This is a genomic window from Lewinella cohaerens DSM 23179 (assembly GCF_000379805.1).
GTDB classification, from domain to species: domain Bacteria; phylum Bacteroidota; class Bacteroidia; order Chitinophagales; family Saprospiraceae; genus Lewinella; species Lewinella cohaerens.
Window position 1 is genome coordinate 42,909 of sequence record NZ_KB903587.1, and the last position, 19,350, is coordinate 62,258.

Consider the following 19,350-nt stretch of genomic DNA (forward strand, 5'->3'; position numbering starts at 1 on the left):
GCACCTCCAGAATTTGCAAATGCAGCTCGTGCCTCATTTATCATTCCCTTGTGAGAAATTATTCTAATTTGACTTGAATTTCCATGTATCCCAAGTAGCTCACCGCTTGCTGCATAATTAAACGGACTCACCCAAGCAAACTGCCCCCGCAACCTGATTTCTCCCAGACAATTCTCCCATCACCCAAAAAGTAGGTAACGGGTATATTATCTACCCATTCTACTCCTCCAAGATAGTATATTGTTTCTATGTTGATGCCATTGGGAAAGCTCAAATCCTCAAAAAGTTTTCCCTATCTTAGCCCGCCACACAAACCCACAACTTACTTCCTTAAAGCATGAGCGTTCTACCCGAGAACAAATCCATTGCGGTCCTTCCTTTTGTCAACATGAGTGCTGATCCTGATAATGAGTACTTTAGTGACGGGATCACGGAGGAAATCATTAATGCGCTCACTACCGTTGAGGAGCTGAAGGTGATCGCTCGCACTTCTTCTTTTGCTTTCAAAAACAAGAATATTGATATTCGGACCGTCGGCCAGCAGCTGGGGGTAAGTACTATTTTGGAAGGAAGTATTCGCAAAGCCAACAACTGGGTAAGGATCACGGCACAGCTGATTGACACCAGTGATGGGGCGCACATCTGGTCACAGAATTTCGACCGGGAGATGGATAATATTTTTGCCCTCCAGGATGAAATCAGCTTGCTCATTGCTGACCAGATACGGGAGAACTTCGGGCACTTCAATATCCGAACCATCACCAAAGAGGCGCCTACTAAAAACACGGCCGCCTACGAAGCATTGCTGCAAGGAAGCTACTACCTCAAGCGGAAGGATTTTGAGGATATCAAAAAGGCACTCGACTACTTCCAACAGGCCGTAACCCTTGACCCTCACTATGCACAAGCTTATGCTTATATCGGCGAGACATACCTGCATCAGGCTGGTTTTGGCATTATTTCCAACACCGAGGCGCATGGTAAGGCACGAATCGCTGCCAAAAAGGCCCTCAGCATCAATGAAAAAGAACCTTTGGCGCATAAGGTGCTGGCTTATATTCACTTTTTCTTCGATTGGGATTGGGATGCCGCCTTGTTTCAGTACAACAAAGCGATTGAAAACGGCCTACCCAATCAGAATGAGTTTATCTCCTACTATTACGTCTTTATCCAAAAAGACTATGATCGGGCGATTCATGTTGCTCAGCAATTGTTGGATACCGACCCGCTGCACGTCATTGGCCATTGGCAACTAGGCCTGTGTTTTTTCTTTGCCCAACGGTTTGAAGAAGCGCTTCAAGCCTTTGATAATGCGCTGAAAATTGATGCCGATTTTGGCGAAGCGCAACGATGGCGGGGCTTGGTTTTGGGTTATCTCGGTAAATTCGACGATGCTCAATTATCCATCCAAAAAGCACTGGACATCTCTGAAGGGGAAGGCTTGGCAAAACTGGACCTCTTGATGGTAAAGATTTTGATGGGGCAGAAAAAAGAAGCCCTTGCGGAGATCGAACAAACAGACTACATCGACCCTATGGACCCGGCAATGCTGTACACCATGCTGAAGATGCCCGACGAGGCCATCGCTTGGCTCGAACGCGGCTATCAAGAACGTTCCGTGATGTTGGTGACCCTGAAACATCACTGGATATGGGACAATATTAGGTCAGACAAACGCTTTCAGGCCATTTACGACCGGATGAACTTTGCTGATCAAAGCAATTACCGTCCCTCTCCTATCAAGACCATCGTTGTTCCAGAAAAACCGGCTACTAGTACGGCTTTGATGACACCGGAAGAGATCGAACAATACCTGGTGCCGCTGCATCAAAGTATGACGGAGGAACAGTTGTTTCTAGATGCTTCTTTGTCCTTGCGGCAACTAGCGGAACACGTTGATCTACACCCCAATAAATTATCGTGGTTACTGAACGAGCAGGTAGGCAAAAACTTTAATGAATTCATCAATGCTTTTCGGGTAAAAGTCTTTAAGACCAAGGCACTAGACCCTGCCAATAGTCACCTGACGCTGCTAGGGCTCGCTTATGAAAGTGGTTTCAATTCCAAGACCGTTTTTAATGCCTTTTTCAAAAAGACGGAGGGTATGACTCCGCGGAAGTGGGTGAAATCACAACAGTAATCTCGACGAGACCTCTTATTATAGCTCACAATCTTCCTTCCTAATTTACGGATGGATTCATTCAGCGGTTTTCCTTGCTGGATGGGCTGGTGATATTGGCCATGCTCATTACCATAATGACTCATGTCTGCCATCCATAAAATCGCTCAAAAGCAATCAAGCTTTAAAAGTACGGAATCTCATAACTAGTTCACAAATGTAATACCGGACGATGGCGGCGGTTACAGCCCCCATCTTTGCGTCAACAAAAATGCACTGAGCACTAAAATTTGTTGATATGCAAAACTTAATTCTAACACCGCTGCTGATCCTGTTCTTTGCCCTTAGTGGTTTGGGGCAGGAACTTTCGCAGACCGTCCGTGGCACCATCATTGATGCCAATACTCGCCAACCTATTATTGGAGCCGAAGTTATCATCGTCAACAGTGAACCGCTAAAAGGGGATGTCACTGATATTGATGGTAAATTTAAGCTCACGAAAGTACCGCTGGGTCGCATTGATTTACGCTTGGCTTACCTCGGTTACGACAATACACTCGTTCCTAACATTGTCGTTAATTCCGGCAAGGAAGTCGTTCTGGAGCTCACGATGGAACAGGCTGCTATTGATATGGAAGAGGTCGTAGTGAAAGCTTTTCAAGGCAATGGCACTCCGACCAGCTCAATGGCCTTGATCAGCGCCCGTTCCATTTCTACCGAAGAGATCAGCCGAATGACCGGCAGTTTTAATGACCCCGCTATTATTACCGCCAATTACGCTGGGGTAGCAAATTCAGGAACTGGTGGCAATGACATCATTGTTCGCGGTAATTCCCCCAAATACATGCAGTGGACCCTGGAGGGCGTGCCCATTACCAACCCCAATCACTTTGCTGACCAAAATGCAGTGCTCGGCTCCACCAGTACCCTGAATACTAACCTGCTGGCAACTTCAGATTTCTACATGGGTGCCTTTCCTGCCACTTTTGGCAATGCCTTGTCTGGTGTTTACGATGTAAAACTGAGAAACGGTAACAATGAAAAGCGGGAGTATACTTTCGGGATCGGCCTATTAGGTACCGACCTGACCGTTGAGGGGCCGCTGAAACAGGGTTACGGAGGTTCTTTTTTGGTCAACTACCGCTACTCTACCGCAAGTATCCTCAACGATGCTGGCTTAGTAGAAGTGGATGGTAATCCAAGGTTTCAGGATGCGGCCTTCAAACTGAATATGCCTACGCAAAAAGCGGGGACTTTCTCTCTCTTTGGCCTAGGCGGCATGAGTGACTTTTCGATTGTCAACGCGACGCCCGAAGACTGGACTACGCCCGGTGATGAGATCATGAGTGGCTTAATTTTTGAAGATTACGAAAAAGCTTCTTACCTCTTCAATACGGGACTAAATCACACGATCAGCTTAGGAAAGCAGGGCTACCTCAAAAGCTCCTTGTCGTATTCACTGGAAGGTATTGATGACGACGTTTACCAAAAAACAGACTCCCTGGGTACAGGTATCAATAGTTACGCCAGCGAATTGCGGAAAAATACCTACCGTGCTAGTAGCACCTATCACCGGGAGATCAATCCAAAACATACTTTACAGGCGGGTGTGATCTACACTTTGTTTGACCAGTTTATCGACCAGCGGATGCGGCCAGCTATTGATTCGCCGCTGAGCCACTTGGTCGACTTTGACAAGCAACTGGGCAACCTCCGCAGCTACGTTAGCTGGAAGTATCGCATGAACGACGACATAAGCCTGGTGGGTGGCTTGCACAATACCAATGTGTTTTTCAACCAAAAGCACACGCTGGAGCCCCGCCTATCGGCTCGCTGGCAAGTCAATGATCGCAACACTATGAGTTTTGGCTACGGGCTGCACAGCACGATGGAAAGCGTTCACCATTATTTTGCTAAAATTGAAGACAGCGCGGGTAATACCACCCAACCCAACAAAGACCTGGACCTACTGAAAGCTCATCATTTTGTTTTGGGTTACGAACACCAATTTGCTCCCGGCCTGATCGGCAAAGTCGAAGCTTACTACCAGCATCTTTATGACTTGCCGGTGGAGAATAACGACACCAGTTACTACGCGACTATCAACGAGGGTGCCGAGATCAAATATGTAGATCTCGTGAACGAAGGAACCGGGCGAAATTACGGCATTGAGCTTTCGCTACAGCGGTACTTCTCTGATGGGTACTACTTGCTCGCCAATACTTCTATTTACGAATCAGAGTACAAGACGCTGGAGGGAATCACCCGCAACACCCGCTTCAACACCAACTACCTGGTCAACCTGGTGGGTGGTAAAGAATTCACGCAGCTGGGCAAGAAACATAACAAAACCCTCGGTATCAATGCCCGCTTCTTTATGGGTGGTGGCCAAAAAGTGCTTCCCATCTTACGAGATGCCCAAGGCAATGCAGCCGTGGACACCGCTAACAACCAGTACTGGGATTATGCCAAAGCTTACGAAAATGACATCGAAGATATCTATCAGATAACGCTTTCGGTGAGTTATAAGATTGCCCGTAAATCAGCTACCCACGAACTCTTCCTCAATCTCGAAAACATTACCAACAACAAAGGTAAGCTCACCGAATACTACGATCAGAATGCCCCCGGCGGAATTGGAAATACTACCCAGTTTGGGCTGCTGCCCAACATGATGTACCGGGTTTATTTCTAGTAGATCAATTCGCAAGATTGCAAGGCGAGTGCCCTAATAGAGCGACAGACAGCCTGGTGCCGATCCCGTCCCGACTTTTCTAATCGGGACGGGAGACGGCATGGCCCCAAAAAATCAAATATTCAATTCAAAAAATCAAACGATGAAAAACATTTTTCTTTTTTCCATTACGCTTTTATTGACGACCCTTTTTGTTTCTTCCTGTGACAAGGATGATGACGCCCCACCTGTAACCACGACTATCGAGACGGCGGAGGAATTGACGACAGCCTTAGACAATATTTACGCGTCGGCTGAAGCACCGGGCTTTGCTGTTTCTGTGGTCAAAAATGACGCGATTATCTACCAGGAAGCTTTCGGCAAGGCGGACATTGCTGCCGGAAAGGATTTCACCAATCAGACTTTGCTACCGATTGGTTCCATTAGCAAAACCTTTATTGCTGCGGCTGTGGTAAAAGCGATTGAGGAGGGCTACTTCACGCTGGAGACCAACATCAATGATCTTTTGCCTTTTGAGGTAAACAACCCCAAACAACCGAACACGGCCATCAAGGTAAAACACCTGGTGACCCACACCTCGGGCCTGTTGGATGCCCCTGATTATTACCTCGCCGCTTACCACATTCTCCCCGGAGAGGACCTCACTGGGCTCGGCGCGCAAATCCTCACGGAGATTGGTGCTGAACAACGGCAGACAATTGCTTTGGGCGATTTCCTGGCGGCCTATTACCTGCCTGACGGCGAAGGCTATAGCCCTGATAATTTTGCCAATACAGCACCGGGGAATACCTGGAATTATTCAAACATTGCTTCTTCGCTCGCAGCGTACCTCGTAGAAGTAGCTACTGGCAAAGACTTCAAAGTATACGTCCAGGAAAATGTTTTCCAGCCCTTGGGCATGGATGATACGGCTTATGATTTGGCAGATTTGGATGCCCAACACGTGGCCCAACTTTATTGGGATGAACAGACGTCTTTTCCAAAATACACCAATGATTCTTACCCCGATGGAGGCATACACACCAGCAACGAAGACCTGGGCAAATACCTGACAGACATGATGAAAGGCGCACAGGGACAGTCTACTACCCTATTCTCGCAGGCGTCTTACGAGATGCTATTATCTGCCTTGTTGCCCAGTGGAGTTTTGCCCACTTATGTTGGCGAAAATCAAGGTGTATTCTGGTTTTTGGGCAATGGTTTTATTCTCCACGACGGCAGCGACCCCGGAACGGCCTGCGACCTGCGCTTTAATGAAGAGGGCACAGTGGGGTCTATCATAATGACAAACATGGATGCCTCTACCGATGAGCACGAGGAGGCATTTACCGAGGTAGCTACCGCCATTCTAACGGCGATCAACGAATTTTCTGATGCGAATTAAGCGTTAGCGAAACCTATAAAAACAGACTTTTTTATTAATAGACTTGTTCTGCCAGGATCATCTCGGGGGCAAATCGTACCAAGCTGACCCAGCAGAACAAGTTTAATCCCCGACTTTATGACAAACAAGAAGAACATCGCCAGAAGAGCCGGACTGTTGTATTTGATCGTGATCCTATTTGGTACGTTTGCGGAACTGCATGTACGTGCAGCACTGGTGGTGCCCGGTCATTCACAAGCAACCGTGAGTAATATTCTCAATCACCAACTGTCGTTCCGGCTGGCTTTTCTCAGCGATCTCCTGATGCAAGTTGCTTTTTTCTATCTGGCCTTGACCTTATACCGCCTGTTCGAATCCGTAAATCGCCGTTTCGCCTTGTCTATGCTCCTGAATGTGGCCATTGGAGTAGCAATCATGTGCTTGAATATGCTCCATCACTTTGCCGTGATTTTATTGCTCGATGAAGGTGGGTATCTCCATGCTTTTAGTAATGAACAACTCACAGGCATGGTTGCTTTTTTTCTTGAGCTTCACAAATACGGCTATCGGATTGCGCAGATATTCTTTGGCATTTGGTTGTTCCCCTTGGGGTATTTGGTTTGTCAATCAGGCTACTTTCCTAAGGTTCTTGGCATAATGCTATTGGTGGCTGGTCTTAGTTTTCTGGTCGATTTCTTCCTGTTCTTTCTTTTGACAGACTACAGCGCAGCTACTTCCTCGCTGGTGACTTTGCCCACCGTAATTGGAGAATTTTCTCTCTGCGTATGGTTATTAATCAAAGGTGTAAAAACAGTAGCATGAAATTATCCAACCAACATAAAAAGGACCGCTGGCCGTTAGTAAACTCCTACTTCAACAAACTGGATGATCTGGCTACCCCTTACCAATCGATGAGTATAGAAACCAGTTTTGGCGATACACACATCGTATTGATTGGGCCCAGTGATAAGCCACCCTTGGTGCTACTCCACGAGGCGCAAAGTAATGCAGCATTGATGATTGAAGCCTTTAAAGGCCTGTTACAAGATTTTCAGATCTATGCCATCGACCTATTGGGAGAAGCCAATTTGAGTGCCCAGTTTTCCCTCCGTAAAACAGATGAATCCTACGCCCAATGGATGTTTGAGTTACTGACTCGGATGAACATCGAAAAAGGCACTTTAGTGGGCCTTGGGGAAGGAGGATTCATCGCGTGGAAATCGCTGAGTTTTCTAAAAAACCGAATCGTACGTGCTTTTCTTATTGATCCTACCTGGATCATTGCTAGAGAAGATTCGCCGAAAGAAGAAGATTACCCATTGATTACCGCTGAGGAGGCGAATTGTATTGCTACTCCTCTGTACATCATTGCCGGGGAGGCATATCCTGATTTTTCAGGAAGGAAGTTATTGGCTTACGCCAGAACTATCTTCCCTTCCCTACAAGAAACCCTGTTGCTCGAAACGACAGCAGTAACTACTACGACTCAAGGCTACGAGCGCATCACTAATTTTATTAAAGACCAATTCTAATCATTGCAAAGACCGCAGCTTTGAAGGTTTTGTGCCTGCGATTCAATATTGGGTCGACAATCGGTGGTGGGTCAGTGGCGGTGTAGGGCTGGCCATTGATGCTCCTGCGCTTTATGAAATAAAAAAAATCAAGGACGAGACCTTCAATTTTGGCTGTGCGGTCACCTTGAGTAGCGGCTATGAGATACGCCAAACCGACAATTTTGCGATTGACCTCCAGAGTAAAATCCACCTGGGCCGAGTATTCCTCGATGGTGATGAATACCGCGACGGGGCGGCATTCTCGGTGGGTGTTGGTTTCACTTGGTATTGATGTTTTTTGGTGCGGAGTGCGGTTTTTGGTGCAAGGTGCGATGAATACTTCCGAAACTTGTCCAAGGCATTCCGACGGGGCAGATTTTACTTCCGTCCGAGTGGGTATCCCACCTCCGACCCTGCGGGCCACCTCCGCCCGAGCAGAGGACATGGGCGGGCCGTGGCCCGTGGAGTTACATCCAGTGCGTAGGCCAGCAGGCCGAAGCTCGGGGCCGGGACGGGGCAAGGACAATGGGATGGTAACACTAGTGGACAGCCCGGTGCCGATCCCGCCCCGACTTTTCTAGTCGGGACGGGAGATGGCATGGCCCCAAAAGCAAATCCCAACCTCTGGGTAAGACCAAAGATCGGGACAGCTCTTTTCAGGGGATTTATTTCAGGGTGCGAAAAGTGCGAGTGCGGAGTGCGAGGGTGCAAAACGCCTAACTTTTACACCCTTACACTTTTCCATCCTTTACACCTTTTGGGTGCGAGGTGCGTTTTTTGGTGCGGGGTGCGAGGATGCAGGGTTAGCTGAACCTAACTTTTACACCCTTACACTTTTCCATCCTTTACACTTTTTGGGTGCGGGGTGCGAAGTGCTTTGTGCGGGGTAACTTCCGAACTCCCACTTCCAATTTCCGACTTTGCAGAGGCCCTATTCTTTCATCACAGGCCGCACAATGGTCTCGCTACCGGTTTGGAGGACGACATAATACATTCCTGGTGCCCAAGAAGTTACATTGACTTCCATGTTCAGTTGGCCCTGCTCGATTTTTTGATCTTGGGGCAAGGTGTAAACTGTTTGGCCCAGCTGATTGATGATGCGTAGTCCTGCTGTATCCACCTCTTTTTCAATAGTCATATTGAGGTAGAGTAAGTCGTGGGTAGGGTTCGGGTAAGCAGTGAGTTCATTGCCCTGGGGACTGGCCTCGTTGTTTGAGATTCTCGTTCCCTGGGCATTGTCATTATCGTAAACGATCATGTTCATTTCTGCCGGGTTGGCACACAAATCATCGAGAATTTGGGCGATAAAAAGTTCTGTGGCTTCAAAGCCTGGCTCTAAAATGATTTGGTTGCCCGCCTGAAAGACTACGACTTGTGGTGCGGCACCAGTAGCTACGCCAGTGGACGTGATCGTGCTATTGGCATAGTAAATACCATCGGGAATCGGTGCGCCATTGATGGTGCGATCGGTAAATTCTTCGCAGCCACAATCTTCATCTGTGAGGCAATCAGCCGTTAGGAACAGGTCGTTGATCACTGCTCCGACTTCTGCGTGGAAGCCGTTCAGGATATCACGACCAATGGCCTGGGTGTGGCAATAACTCATAATCGTTCCGCGGCCATTGGCGGTATTGGGAGTTACCGGGTTCATGGGATCAAAACAGGCACCGCCTTCAGCAGCACTTGCTTCGTCGGCCTCATCTACGTTGTCATCACCAGCGCAGCATTCACAACCATCCATGTTGGTATCACCGGGGCAATCGCCATCGTCATCACCTCCATTGGTAAGTACCCAGCTGTTGCCACAATCGTCAATCTGTTGATTATTGCCAGGGCCCCAAACACAAGCCTGCGTGTGACGGGCTCCCAAAATGTGGCCCATCTCGTGCGCTGCACGAACAAAAGTACTGGAGGTAGATGGCAAACTGCTCACATCAAAAGAAGCAGTCAAGCTACCACTCACACAGTGTGGTCCGGGTGAACCTCCGCAAATGCTGCCGATACCATCAGCTAGTCCGCCACCAATATTACGCGTAGTAATCAAGTGAGCCAAGTCGCCATTAAAGGCTGGTCGCGTCGCTATAAACTCATCCAATACGGCGCCTGTTCCGTCTTCATCATCTTCATCACTGTAAGGATCGGCAACATCCCATACGAAGATCTCTGATACTTCCATGTTCACTTCTATATTGCGGTAAGCAATAATAGACTCAGCCATGATGCCCATGATGTAATTGGTCACCGCTAGCAGGCTGTTGCTATGATCCGTGTATACCTGAAATTCTGTTTCTACATACACCTTCACACAGCCGCCGCCTTCTATCATTCTGTTATCAGAAGTTTTAGGTTTCTCAGTTGCTGGTGGTAGTGGCGTATCCACGGTATGACAATCCCAATTGGCTTCTTCGCGCAATAACTTGCGTTCGTCAAAGAGTACGTATTGCCCAGAATCATCCTGCATCTTACCCAGCACGTAAGTACTGGCGCGGTCGCCGATAATCATTCGCAATTGGTTCCCAAAAAGGCTAAGCGTAGCAATGGAATTCGGATCTCCCTCTACCATGCCGGTGTAAAACAAGCCGGTGGGGCCAGTAATCGTTTCCTGACCTGAGGCGGTATGCACCTGAAATCCTTCCGAAGCTACTTCGAACTGGGTCAATTCCAGAACAATATTCTTGCCTGCACCTACTGGTATGGCAAAGCTGATATCGCGTGGACCTTCCCGAAGGGTATTCATCAGTCCATCGGCATTCAAATCCAGTAAAACTGGATCAAGCACCCAATCCTGGAGGCTGGCATTGCTTCTGTTGTTGGACAACCGAAACAAGTCTACTTCCGTCAGTTTGCCTTGCAGTGCTTTGCGCTCTTGAATAAGCTGGACCGTCGGCTTGAGGTCCATTTCGACCTTGGGATAGCGCTTGTCCTCAAGGGTATTGGTAATTAAATCTTGCCCGAAGCCCAAGGTGCAAACCGCACACAAGAATGCCAGGACGAGCCATAAGTTTTTCATAATCAAAGGATTTAACGTTGATAAATAGCTGGCTTACTGCAAACTGATGAGTACCAACACTAATCCTTTCCCTGCATCGAGGCTGGTCATTGCTTTGCCAATGATGGCGCCTTGCGCTTGGGTATAATCGGTCACTTTCATGGCGTGACCTGTGGTTGGGGAAGTCGTTAATAAGTCTCCGGGCTCGATAGCGCCATAGCTGGCATCTACGTAAGCGTACACGCGGCCTGTAATGGCTACGGCTACATCACCGTCGGCTATGGTGCCCGTTTGGCCAAAGACCATCGCAGTCTCTACGTCGCCTGCACCACTGACGATACCTGCTACTGCACGGTCGTTTGCACTATTGCTCAGGGTCAGCTCGCCGGCCTGGGTACGGTCGATCGAGAGTACCATTCCGGGCAGGATAGCAGGAGCATCTACCTCCTCTGAAGTATTTACATTAAAGCGTTCGGCCAAATCCGCACCACCGGTTACGATCAGACGTCTTCTCACTTCAACTTGTGTGCTGGAAATCACCATCATCTCTTCATTATCAGCTTCGATGATGACGTTACCGCTTTGGTTTTCGATGAGTAAATCGCCTGCAAGGTCCGCCACTCTTTTGCTGTTGCCTACGCCCATGATGAGTTCGCCGTCCAGGTCGAGGTCATTGGTAATACGAGCGTTGCTGTTTACACGAGTAAAGCCATTGAGGGTCGTCTGGCCATTCACTTCCAGGTTTTGGCCGATTCCGGCATCACCACCTACAGAAAGATTTTCGCCAACAGTCGCATGACGGTTTGCGGTAAGGTCACGACCGGTGCGGGTATCGCGCAAGACATTCATATCGTTACCAATTTGTGCATCAACACCTACCGTGAGGTTGCCACCTACGGAGGCGTCATCACCAATGGTAGCACTGTTGGTTACATCCAGGTTTCGGCCTATAACAGCATCACGGCCTACTGCCAAATCATTGCCAGTGCGGGTATTGTCTGCCACATTTAGATTTTCGCCAATTCCGGCACCACCAGCAACGACCAAAGCACCAGAAACAGGTGATGCAGAGCTGGTTCCATCGTGGATGGTGGTCACGCCATTCACATCCAGGGTTTCGTCAATGATGGCATCGCCACGTACATCAAGGCGAGCCGTTGGTGCCAAGGTATTGATACCAAAATCGCCGGTATTCGTGATCGTTCCGCGCTCTTCATCGTTGGTGAGGAAGACCACGCTTTCGTTGTTGCGTGTGCCCAGTGTGTTTTTGTCAGCACTAACGACATTGCCGCCCACGTGCCAATCTTGTGCAGCACTGGATAGATCACAAACAAAGTTATTGCCAAGGTCGGTACGGGAGAAAACGGTGAGGTCGCCGAAGGTTTTGCCAACAACATCAAGGTCGTCGGTAGCTCCAGGCCAAGCATTGCTCGGGCAGCGGGTATAGATAGACTCTACACAACTGTTTCCTCCATTGGTGATCACAAAGTAAGTGGTGTTGCCCAATGTTCCGTTGATGGTCGTTGAACCGTCGATAGTCAGCAACTGGCCGGAAGTTACATTATTAAAGGTCTGAATAAGGATACTCAGACTATTGTTACGGTATACTTCGATGGTCACGTTATCGTCGCCGAAGTAGTAGACCTGCATTTCTACAAAGTTCCCTACACAAGGGCACGGGCCGGGGCAATCTTTAGGAGCAGGTTTGGAGGTACTAGCATCTTCCGCTTGGGCGCCAAGGTTGCCAATACTGAAAATCAAAATAAAACTTAATAAGTAAAATAGGGTCAGATGTTTTGAAGTGTTCATCTTTTAAAGGTTTTAGTTTTAGGTGAAAAAGCGATTGTTCGCAATTGATACTGCTTTATACCTGGCGATGAACGGGCGTTACCTTTTGGGGGAGTTTTTTTTTGGGAGGGTGCTTTGAACCACCAAAGGGCACCCGAGGGCAAATTCATGAATTTGCCTTGAAGCATACGAGGGGCTGTTTCGGCAACGAACACCGGCGGAGGTACAACCTACGCCGAACAGGGGGAATACAAGATTGAACTCGCCGGGTTAACTGATATAGGGGGATTTGAACCACTTAAGGCACCAAAGAGGATTCAGGCTGAATGTGGTTGTTTTGGGGCCATGCCATCTCCCGTCCCGACTAGAAAAGTCGGGACGGGATCGGCACCGGGCTGTCCACTGCTCCTCGGGCGGGTCTGAAACCCGCCACTACGGAGCAGTTACCATCCCATTGTCCTTGGTCGCTCCGCGCCCCGAGCTTCGGCCTGTTGGCCTGCGCACTGGATACAATCCTTGGGTTGCGGATGATGGACTTTGCGTTGTATCAGCTCTCGTTTCCTTTTCTAACTAATTTCTTCAATGCTGAAATCTTCACTTTAAGCATTTCACTAAGCTTAAATTTTTCAGTTAGATGAGTTGAGATTTAGCTACTAAGTTCTTCTCGAATTTCTTTAAATAGCCTGATTTCCTCTGGCGATAAATTTTCCCCGTACCAATCATCAATCTGGCTATTTATCTGGTTTAAATTCATAAAGTAAGCAGAATCAATCAACTCTGATACATCTTTGAAATAGGCCAGGATTTTATTTCTTATTATTTTTTGAAATCGATTCTGATTGTTTCTATCTGATTCAAGTATTAAGATTTCTTTCGTCTCTTTGACGAACAATTCTTCCCAAGTCTGGTCTGTTGTTTTTGATACTATTTTCAATTGCTCAATTAACCCTGTTGATGGCATTGAAACCCCATATTTATCTTTAATTTGACTGGTAAGCAGGTTCATGAAATTGCATTCCCAATGTGCCCCCAGTTCATAAGCTCTTATAAAACTTTCTACCTGACTCCAATCATTTGCTCCCATGTAAAGTCCTGGCCTTTTCAAAAGAGCAGCAAATACTTCTAAATCCCAATCTCGCATGTTTCAATAGCTATTTTGTTAGAACTATACAATGGGCTTTCTTTTCTCCCCCAAAAGCTATAGTAGTGAAGTTAAATCGCCATGCAGTTCTTTGGAAGCATCAAAAAGGATTTTAGCCCTTCTACCCTTCCAGCAATCTGGTGGTCTCTTCCCCGTCAACAAGGTCTACCCATTTTTTCATTTTCTTTTGGATGACTTTGAAGTGGTGGCGATCTTCTTCGGTAACAAAGGAGATGGCTTCGCCAGGGTTTTCGGCCCGCCCTGTTCTGCCGATGCGGTGTACGAAATCTTTAGGAGAGCGAGGCAGTTCGTAGTTGATCACAAAAGGGAGAAATTCGATATCGATACCTCTGGCCAGCAAATCGGTGGCCACGAGCACCCTTACTTTACCGGTTTTAAAATCGCTTAAGGCTTGCGATCTGGCTCCCTGGCTTTTTTTGCCATGAATGGCTGCTGAAGAAAACCTGTTTTTACTCAATTTAGAAGCTACCTGATCGGCTTGATAGACTGAAGAGGTAAAAACAAGTACCTGTCTCATCTTTTTAGCCTTGATCAAATGACGCAACAATGGGCCTTTTTGCGCCAGCGTAACCGAGTAGGCTGATTGGTTAATCAGGTCGACGGTCTTTTCTTCCGGGGCTATATTGATCACCAATGGATCTTCTAGCAGGACATTTCTTACGTTTTCAACGTTGGGGCTCAAGGTGGCCGAAAACAGGAGGTTCTGTCTTTTCTCCGGAAGGAAGGTCAGGATTTTATCCATTTCGTCCTTAAAACCCAGGTTGAGCATCTTATCTGCTTCATCGAGCACCAAGGTTTTTACGGCAGATAGCTGAACGGCGTTAACACTTATCAAGTCAAGCAATCGGCCTGGTGTAGCCACCAAAACATTGACTTTGGGCAGCGCTTGCATTTGTACATTGATGGAAGCACCTCCATAAACGGCCAGCGACTTGAATCGGAAAGGCAATGATTTGCCATATAACTTAAATACGCCTTCTACCTGCACGGCCAGCTCTCTGGTAGGCACCAGCACCAGCACCTCTACGTGCCTGGCCACACGGGTGGTCACCTTCTCTAGGTTGGCCAAAATAGGCAACACGTAACTGGCTGTTTTCCCTGAGCCTGTCTGCGCGATTCCCAAGAGGTCTTTCCCCTCCAGGACAGCAGGAATGGCCATCTCCTGAATAGGATAAGCTTTCGTAAATTTCTGCTTTTCAAGCGTATCAAGTAAATAAGCGGGTAAACCTAGCGGAGAAAATGACATATAGTAGTAAACGATTTTTGCAAAGGTACGAGGAACGGCGGAACTGGAGGAGCTTATTGTGAGATTAGTAAGGTGTGGCTATATAGGATGGAACGCGGATTAGACGGGTTTACGCGGATTTTTTGGATGACTCAACATAACCTGTCATCTTCTGTGTCTACAAGGATTCTTTCCCTGATTAGCTCAGAAATATACGCTGGCCTTACATTACTGCTTCTTATTCCAATAATCGGCGGCCTAACAATCCCCATTTCACTCTCCGCAAATACTTGTCCTGAATGTTGGTCGAAGTAGTAATAAAATTGTCCCTGCCTATCACATAAATCATCTTCAACAAGGAAGGTTATTAACAATTCTACAACTCTGGGAATTATCTTCTGAATGTTATTTCGTGTTGGCTCAAGTGATTGTAACAATACTCTTACTTCGCTTACACCATACTTAGTCGTTGGAATCTCTTGCAGATCACTGGTGTTCATTGCTTCAATCCATAAGACAGGGATTTCGCCCTCAAGGTGCGTTACATTTTTTTCAAGCAAATTTGAAACGCACTTAAGCATTAGGTTTTTCGGAAAATAGGTAGCTTCAAGCAACTCTGCTTTTAATGATTCAAGTCGCTTATTGAAATTCATATTTTATTTTTCTGATCTCCTTTTTAAGAAACGTCAGGTAAAATTGTTTGGTCATAGATTCAACCGCGTAATACAAAGGTACGAGGAACGGCGGAACTGGAGGAGCTTATTGTGAGATTAGTAAGGTGTGGCTATATAGGATGGAACGCGGATTAGACGGATTGAACGGGTTTACGCGGATTTTTTTTGTTAAATCACACGGTGCGCTGCACCTTTTTCATGAGACGACTTCATTAGCTATAGATAGGAAGGTGCTCTGCACCAAGTTTTATAGTCTGTAGAGTCAGAAATCAGAAATCACTTTTTCGCCTTCCTAATCAGCTTAAAGGCCCAATCGTAGTGGCTTGAAGTTGCGGATATGAAGTAAGCTCCCATCGAAGTGGTGCCGGTCCACTTGTATCGTTTCTTTTCGAAAAGCTCCTCGTCGGAATGGCTATCGATTATTTCTCTTACTTGGTAATAGCTTGTGTTTAAATGCTTCTTGGCGCCTTCAAGACTGACCTGCTGGTAGTTTTCCAGAATCCATCTATTAAGGTCAGGAGTCGTTTTCCAGGTGTATCCTTTGGCGGGCATTTCCGGCTTTTCTCCTGCTGATCCTTTTCTATACCAATCCATCATCATGAGGTGCCAGTGGTGGAGGTGCATTAAAACATCGCGAATATTTCGATTCATTGTTCCTGGAGGAAAATCCTTGTTTTGTTCCAGGGCATCCATCTTTTCAATGAAGCCCTTTAGCTTCTCAAAATTCGCCTTGCCCAGGTCCAGTAATTCCGATTTAGATTTTGGCCGTGCCATGCTTTAGCGTTTATGGGTGCTTTTCAGAATATAGATAACCTGTTCATCTGTCGCTGCAAGCGGTTCAGTTCTTCGCGCAGTCTTTTGCGTTCTTCCAGGAGTTCATGTACGACGCAGAGGCCGGCTACATTGATGTCCAAATCCTGGTTGAGGCGGAGTAGGCGTTCCAGTTTGGCCAGTTCATCAATGCCGAGATACCCCTCTTGATTGGTGTATTCTATTTCGATCAGTTCATACTCTTCCAGTGCTACCAATAAAGATGGGCTGACTTGGTAGGAGTGGCAAATTTGCTGGATGCTGAGGTATTTTTTTTCGTCCATTACTTAGGTCTTTTATTGCGCTGTTCCTTTAGCAAGTTGACGGAATAATTCTTTGTCTTCTTCGGAGAGGTTCTTCGGAAGTACTACCTGATAAGTTAGATAAAGATCGCCGAAGCTTCCTTCTTTTTTATAAACAGGGAACCCCTTGCCTTTCAGCTTCACTTTTGCACCGTTATCGGTTTCCGGCTTTACTTTTAGGCGAACCTTGCCGTCCATTGTATCAATAGTGATTTCTCCGCCAAGAAGGGCGGTGTACAAATCGAGCGGCACCTCCAAATATAGGTCATCTCCCTCCCGGTGAAACGGTGTGTCATTGACAATATCGAAGCGGATGTACAAATCGCCAGCGGGGCCGCCATTGGCTCCTGAACCGCCCTGCCCTTTGATTTTAATTTCCTGTTGATCTTTTATACCCGCCGGGATGGTAAAGCGCAGGTTCTTTCCGTTGACCATCACGGTTTGCTTTTGCGTTTGGTAAACATCAGAAAGCTTTAAGCCAAGAGATGCCCGAAAATCTTGTCCGCGAAAACGAGGGCTTCTTCTGCCAAAATTATCGGCACCACCGGTAAAGGATTGCCCGCCAAACATGGACTCAAAGAAGTCAGAAAAATCAGCATTCCCTCCTCCGTTGCTCCTATGACCACGGCTGGAGGATTGATATTGCTGCTGTGCTCTCCGCTGCTTTTCAATTTCATCCGCGTGTTCCCAGTCTTTGCCGTACTTATCGTATTTTTTACGGTTTTCGGCATTACCCAAAACCTCATTGGCCTCATTGACTTCTTTGAATTTCTTCTCTGCTTCCTGGTCGCCAGGATTAAGGTCGGGATGATATTTCCGAGCGAGTTTGCGGTAAGCCTTTTTTATCGCTTTTTCGTCAGCATCCTTGCTAATTCCCAATATTTGGTAATAATCTATGAAAGCTGCCATTTTCTATCTATTGTTTGTCTTTCTTCTTTAGAGTCACTTTGACTTTTACGATCCACGGAGACAATACCAAGTTAGTCAAATTATCCACCACCACCTGATTTTCTGGGCTTATCCGTTGTCGTCGGCTTACGCACCGGAGCGGGTGATTGCTTCGTGGGTCTGGCTGGCGCTTGTTTGGTCGTGCGCGGTGCAGAAGGAACGGGACTTGGCCGTCTTTCGACACGCTCTGCTGGGGGTTGACTTGGCCGTGGTGCTTCCTTCTTGGGTTGTTCCCAGGTGTTCCGGTGGTATTCTTCGGCTTGCCTTGTAGGGGCCGTTCTAGCCGGAATAGAGCGATCTGATGTCGGTAGATTGGTCTTCGCGTCTACATTCCCAGGGCGTTGAGTCGTTGGCACAGGCCTTACTTGCTCATTCCCAATCGGAGATTTTGAAGGAGCTGTCTCCCTAAGCGTTTTGTAAGAACGGGTATTGTGAGCCAAGTACTTATCTGCCGTCAATTCTTTACCAGGATTACGTTGATTGTACCGTTGGAGGTCATATTCAAATTCACCGTATTCCTTGAAATTGGAAGGATTGCGCGTAGTCCCTTCTATCCATTCGTCAGAAATGACCGTCCTTCGGTTGTCTCGCCAAACTTTCACCCCTCCTACAACACCACTGTGATGATTTGGATGATGATAATAATGGTTAACAAAATGACTAGACAAGTGTGGCCACCAAATGTGATGTTCTGCTCTGTTAAAATACCAGTAAGTGAAGTGATAAGAAGGGAGACCTACGATCACCAGCACCTGACTATTCCAGGAAGAGAAACCCCAATCATACCAAAGCGGATAAGGTCGCCAGCAAGGGTAATCGTACCAACTCGGATATCCTAACCAATAAGGATAATGGTAATAATAATGAACATCTACCCGCTGTGGTTCTTCCGTTTGGTAATACACATCATCACCCTCATCGTAATAACTATCATCGTAAGCATACGTTTCTGCATAAGCAGATGCCGCAACTTCTAATTCCTCTGCTAGTTCTGGATTAGCTTCCAGCTCTTGTTTCCAGTCTTCCAACTCTTGGGCATTTTTTCTAGCAACTACAAGATTGAGACTATCCATTTGTGCCATCAGCCAGTCGGGATCACTACGGTACTGTTCTCCCACTAGCAGCGTCAGACTAATATTTTCCGTTAGCAAATCCAACACCTCAGGTAGGGCCAATAGCGCTTGCATTTGATCCTTGACCACATCGGGATAAACCGTCAATACTTGTTGAAAAGCGTTTGCGGCAGCCTCCTGTAAATCATCCGCATCGGCCAATAATCTTGGATAGTTAAGCAATGCCTGAAGTGCCTTTTCCTGAATTGCTTCGGGATAAGTTTTGAGTGCTTCGCGAACAGTGCGGTCATTCGCATTTGTAAGGGTAGCCAATTGGTGGATTAAATCCGGATAACGGGATAAATCCCAGATGACCTCCTGTACCTCACGTGACTGGTTGTTCATTAAATCCTGAAAGGTGGTACTGATTTTTTCCTGAATTCGCTGCAATTTCACGAGTACCTCAGGATAAAGAACAGCTTCCAGAATAATTGTCCGTGTAGTGGCTGGATACAGTACCAACGCTTCGATAGCTACTTGTTCCTCTTCCTGCAATTGGGCAAAAAAATCTTGATCGGTTTGCCCTTGTAGCAAAAATGACGAACAACCTGCAAATAGAAACAACACCAATAATTGACGCAGCAGATTATTTTTCATTTTCTTAATTTTA

16 protein-coding genes are annotated in these 19,350 nt (G+C 47.0%); 7 read left to right on the forward strand and 9 right to left on the reverse strand.

The features are described 5' to 3' along the window. Window positions 1-337 precede the first annotated feature (337 nt). The 7 genes from A3EU_RS0124700 (at window position 338) to A3EU_RS34890 (ending at window position 8,311) form a co-directional block, all read left to right on the forward strand. Window positions 338-2,140, forward strand: coding sequence for a helix-turn-helix domain-containing protein (locus A3EU_RS0124700; protein WP_020538870.1), 1,803 nt, complete (start codon window positions 338-340; stop codon window positions 2,138-2,140). A gap of 277 nt (window positions 2,141-2,417) precedes the next feature. Then, complete coding sequence (locus A3EU_RS0124705) at window positions 2,418-4,814, forward strand: TonB-dependent receptor (protein WP_020538871.1); 2,397 nt, start codon at window positions 2,418-2,420, stop codon at window positions 4,812-4,814. Between the two features lie 142 nt (window positions 4,815-4,956). After that, on the forward strand, window positions 4,957-6,198 hold the full coding sequence (locus A3EU_RS0124710) for a serine hydrolase domain-containing protein (protein WP_020538872.1): 1,242 nt from the start codon (window positions 4,957-4,959) through the stop codon (window positions 6,196-6,198). A 117-nt stretch (window positions 6,199-6,315) separates the two neighbouring features. Beyond that, window positions 6,316-6,999: a DUF4386 domain-containing protein gene (locus A3EU_RS0124715; RefSeq protein ID WP_026211572.1), complete on the forward strand. Its 684-nt coding sequence runs from the start codon at window positions 6,316-6,318 to the stop codon at window positions 6,997-6,999. Continuing rightward, entirely contained in the window at window positions 6,996-7,709 is a 714-nt protein-coding gene (locus A3EU_RS0124720; RefSeq protein ID WP_020538875.1) for an alpha/beta fold hydrolase, read from the forward strand. Before A3EU_RS0124715 ends, A3EU_RS0124720 begins: the two co-directional genes overlap by 4 nt. Before the next feature lie 31 nt (window positions 7,710-7,740). After that, window positions 7,741-8,022 carry a hypothetical protein gene (locus A3EU_RS31760; RefSeq protein WP_020538876.1) on the forward strand — a complete coding sequence of 94 codons (282 nt, stop codon included), beginning with the start codon at window positions 7,741-7,743 and terminating at the stop codon, window positions 8,020-8,022. 40 nt (window positions 8,023-8,062) lie between these two features. Next, entirely contained in the window at window positions 8,063-8,311 is a 249-nt protein-coding gene (locus A3EU_RS34890; protein WP_211213970.1) for a hypothetical protein, read from the forward strand. A 350-nt stretch (window positions 8,312-8,661) separates the two neighbouring features. Here the strand turns inward: A3EU_RS34890 and A3EU_RS0124730 are convergent, their stop codons facing one another. The 9 genes from A3EU_RS0124730 to A3EU_RS0124775 form a co-directional block, all read right to left on the reverse strand. Next, window positions 8,662-10,740 (reverse strand): zinc-dependent metalloprotease, encoded by a 2,079-nt coding sequence (locus A3EU_RS0124730; RefSeq protein WP_020538877.1) that lies wholly within the window; start codon window positions 10,738-10,740, stop codon window positions 8,662-8,664. Window positions 10,741-10,773: 33 nt separating this feature from the next. Continuing rightward, window positions 10,774-12,528: a hypothetical protein gene (locus A3EU_RS33265; protein WP_020538878.1), complete on the reverse strand. Its 1,755-nt coding sequence runs from the start codon at window positions 12,526-12,528 to the stop codon at window positions 10,774-10,776. Between the two features lie 625 nt (window positions 12,529-13,153). Next, a complete protein-coding gene (locus A3EU_RS0124745) occupies window positions 13,154-13,648 on the reverse strand; it encodes a hypothetical protein (RefSeq protein WP_020538880.1) in 495 nt (164 codons plus the stop codon). Between the two features lie 121 nt (window positions 13,649-13,769). Next, a complete protein-coding gene (locus tag A3EU_RS0124750; RefSeq protein WP_020538881.1) occupies window positions 13,770-14,915 on the reverse strand; it encodes a DEAD/DEAH box helicase in 1,146 nt (381 codons plus the stop codon). A 131-nt stretch (window positions 14,916-15,046) separates the two neighbouring features. Next, window positions 15,047-15,547 carry a hypothetical protein gene (locus A3EU_RS0124755; protein ID WP_020538882.1) on the reverse strand — a complete coding sequence of 167 codons (501 nt, stop codon included), beginning with the start codon at window positions 15,545-15,547 and terminating at the stop codon, window positions 15,047-15,049. A 297-nt stretch (window positions 15,548-15,844) separates the two neighbouring features. Beyond that, a complete protein-coding gene (locus tag A3EU_RS0124760) occupies window positions 15,845-16,342 on the reverse strand; it encodes a ClbS/DfsB family four-helix bundle protein (protein WP_020538883.1) in 498 nt (165 codons plus the stop codon). Between the two features lie 23 nt (window positions 16,343-16,365). Continuing rightward, the gene (locus tag A3EU_RS0124765; RefSeq protein WP_020538884.1) at window positions 16,366-16,662 is read right to left on the reverse strand and encodes a chaperone modulator CbpM; all 297 of its coding nucleotides are present in this window, start codon (window positions 16,660-16,662) and stop codon (window positions 16,366-16,368) included. A 12-nt stretch (window positions 16,663-16,674) separates the two neighbouring features. Then, window positions 16,675-17,589: a DnaJ C-terminal domain-containing protein gene (locus tag A3EU_RS0124770; protein WP_020538885.1), complete on the reverse strand. Its 915-nt coding sequence runs from the start codon at window positions 17,587-17,589 to the stop codon at window positions 16,675-16,677. 80 nt (window positions 17,590-17,669) lie between these two features. After that, a complete protein-coding gene (locus tag A3EU_RS0124775; protein ID WP_026211574.1) occupies window positions 17,670-19,337 on the reverse strand; it encodes a hypothetical protein in 1,668 nt (555 codons plus the stop codon). Window positions 19,338-19,350 lie beyond the last annotated feature (13 nt).

Bases quoted from the DNA above. Each gene is read 5' to 3' on its own strand.
- A3EU_RS33265 (WP_020538878.1), bottom strand. From the start codon at position 12,528: ATGAACACTTCAAAACATCTGACCCTATTTTACTTATTAAGTTTTATT.
- A3EU_RS0124765 (WP_020538884.1), bottom strand. From the start codon at position 16,662: ATGGACGAAAAAAAATACCTCAGCATCCAGCAAATTTGCCACTCCTAC.
- A3EU_RS0124750 (WP_020538881.1), bottom strand. From the start codon at position 14,915: ATGTCATTTTCTCCGCTAGGTTTACCCGCTTATTTACTTGATACGCTT.
- A3EU_RS0124770 (WP_020538885.1), bottom strand. From the start codon at position 17,589: ATGGCAGCTTTCATAGATTATTACCAAATATTGGGAATTAGCAAGGAT.
- A3EU_RS0124755 (WP_020538882.1), bottom strand. From the start codon at position 15,547: ATGAATTTCAATAAGCGACTTGAATCATTAAAAGCAGAGTTGCTTGAA.
- A3EU_RS0124710 (WP_020538872.1), top strand. From the start codon at position 4,957: ATGAAAAACATTTTTCTTTTTTCCATTACGCTTTTATTGACGACCCTT.
- A3EU_RS0124745 (WP_020538880.1), bottom strand. From the start codon at position 13,648: ATGCGAGATTGGGATTTAGAAGTATTTGCTGCTCTTTTGAAAAGGCCA.
- A3EU_RS0124730 (WP_020538877.1), bottom strand. From the start codon at position 10,740: ATGAAAAACTTATGGCTCGTCCTGGCATTCTTGTGTGCGGTTTGCACC.
- A3EU_RS0124720 (WP_020538875.1), top strand. From the start codon at position 6,996: ATGAAATTATCCAACCAACATAAAAAGGACCGCTGGCCGTTAGTAAAC.
- A3EU_RS0124760 (WP_020538883.1), bottom strand. From the start codon at position 16,342: ATGGCACGGCCAAAATCTAAATCGGAATTACTGGACCTGGGCAAGGCG.
- A3EU_RS34890 (WP_211213970.1), top strand. From the start codon at position 8,063: ATGAATACTTCCGAAACTTGTCCAAGGCATTCCGACGGGGCAGATTTT.
- A3EU_RS0124705 (WP_020538871.1), top strand. From the start codon at position 2,418: ATGCAAAACTTAATTCTAACACCGCTGCTGATCCTGTTCTTTGCCCTT.
- A3EU_RS0124700 (WP_020538870.1), top strand. From the start codon at position 338: ATGAGCGTTCTACCCGAGAACAAATCCATTGCGGTCCTTCCTTTTGTC.
- A3EU_RS0124775 (WP_026211574.1), bottom strand. From the start codon at position 19,337: ATGAAAAATAATCTGCTGCGTCAATTATTGGTGTTGTTTCTATTTGCA.
- A3EU_RS0124715 (WP_026211572.1), top strand. From the start codon at position 6,316: ATGACAAACAAGAAGAACATCGCCAGAAGAGCCGGACTGTTGTATTTG.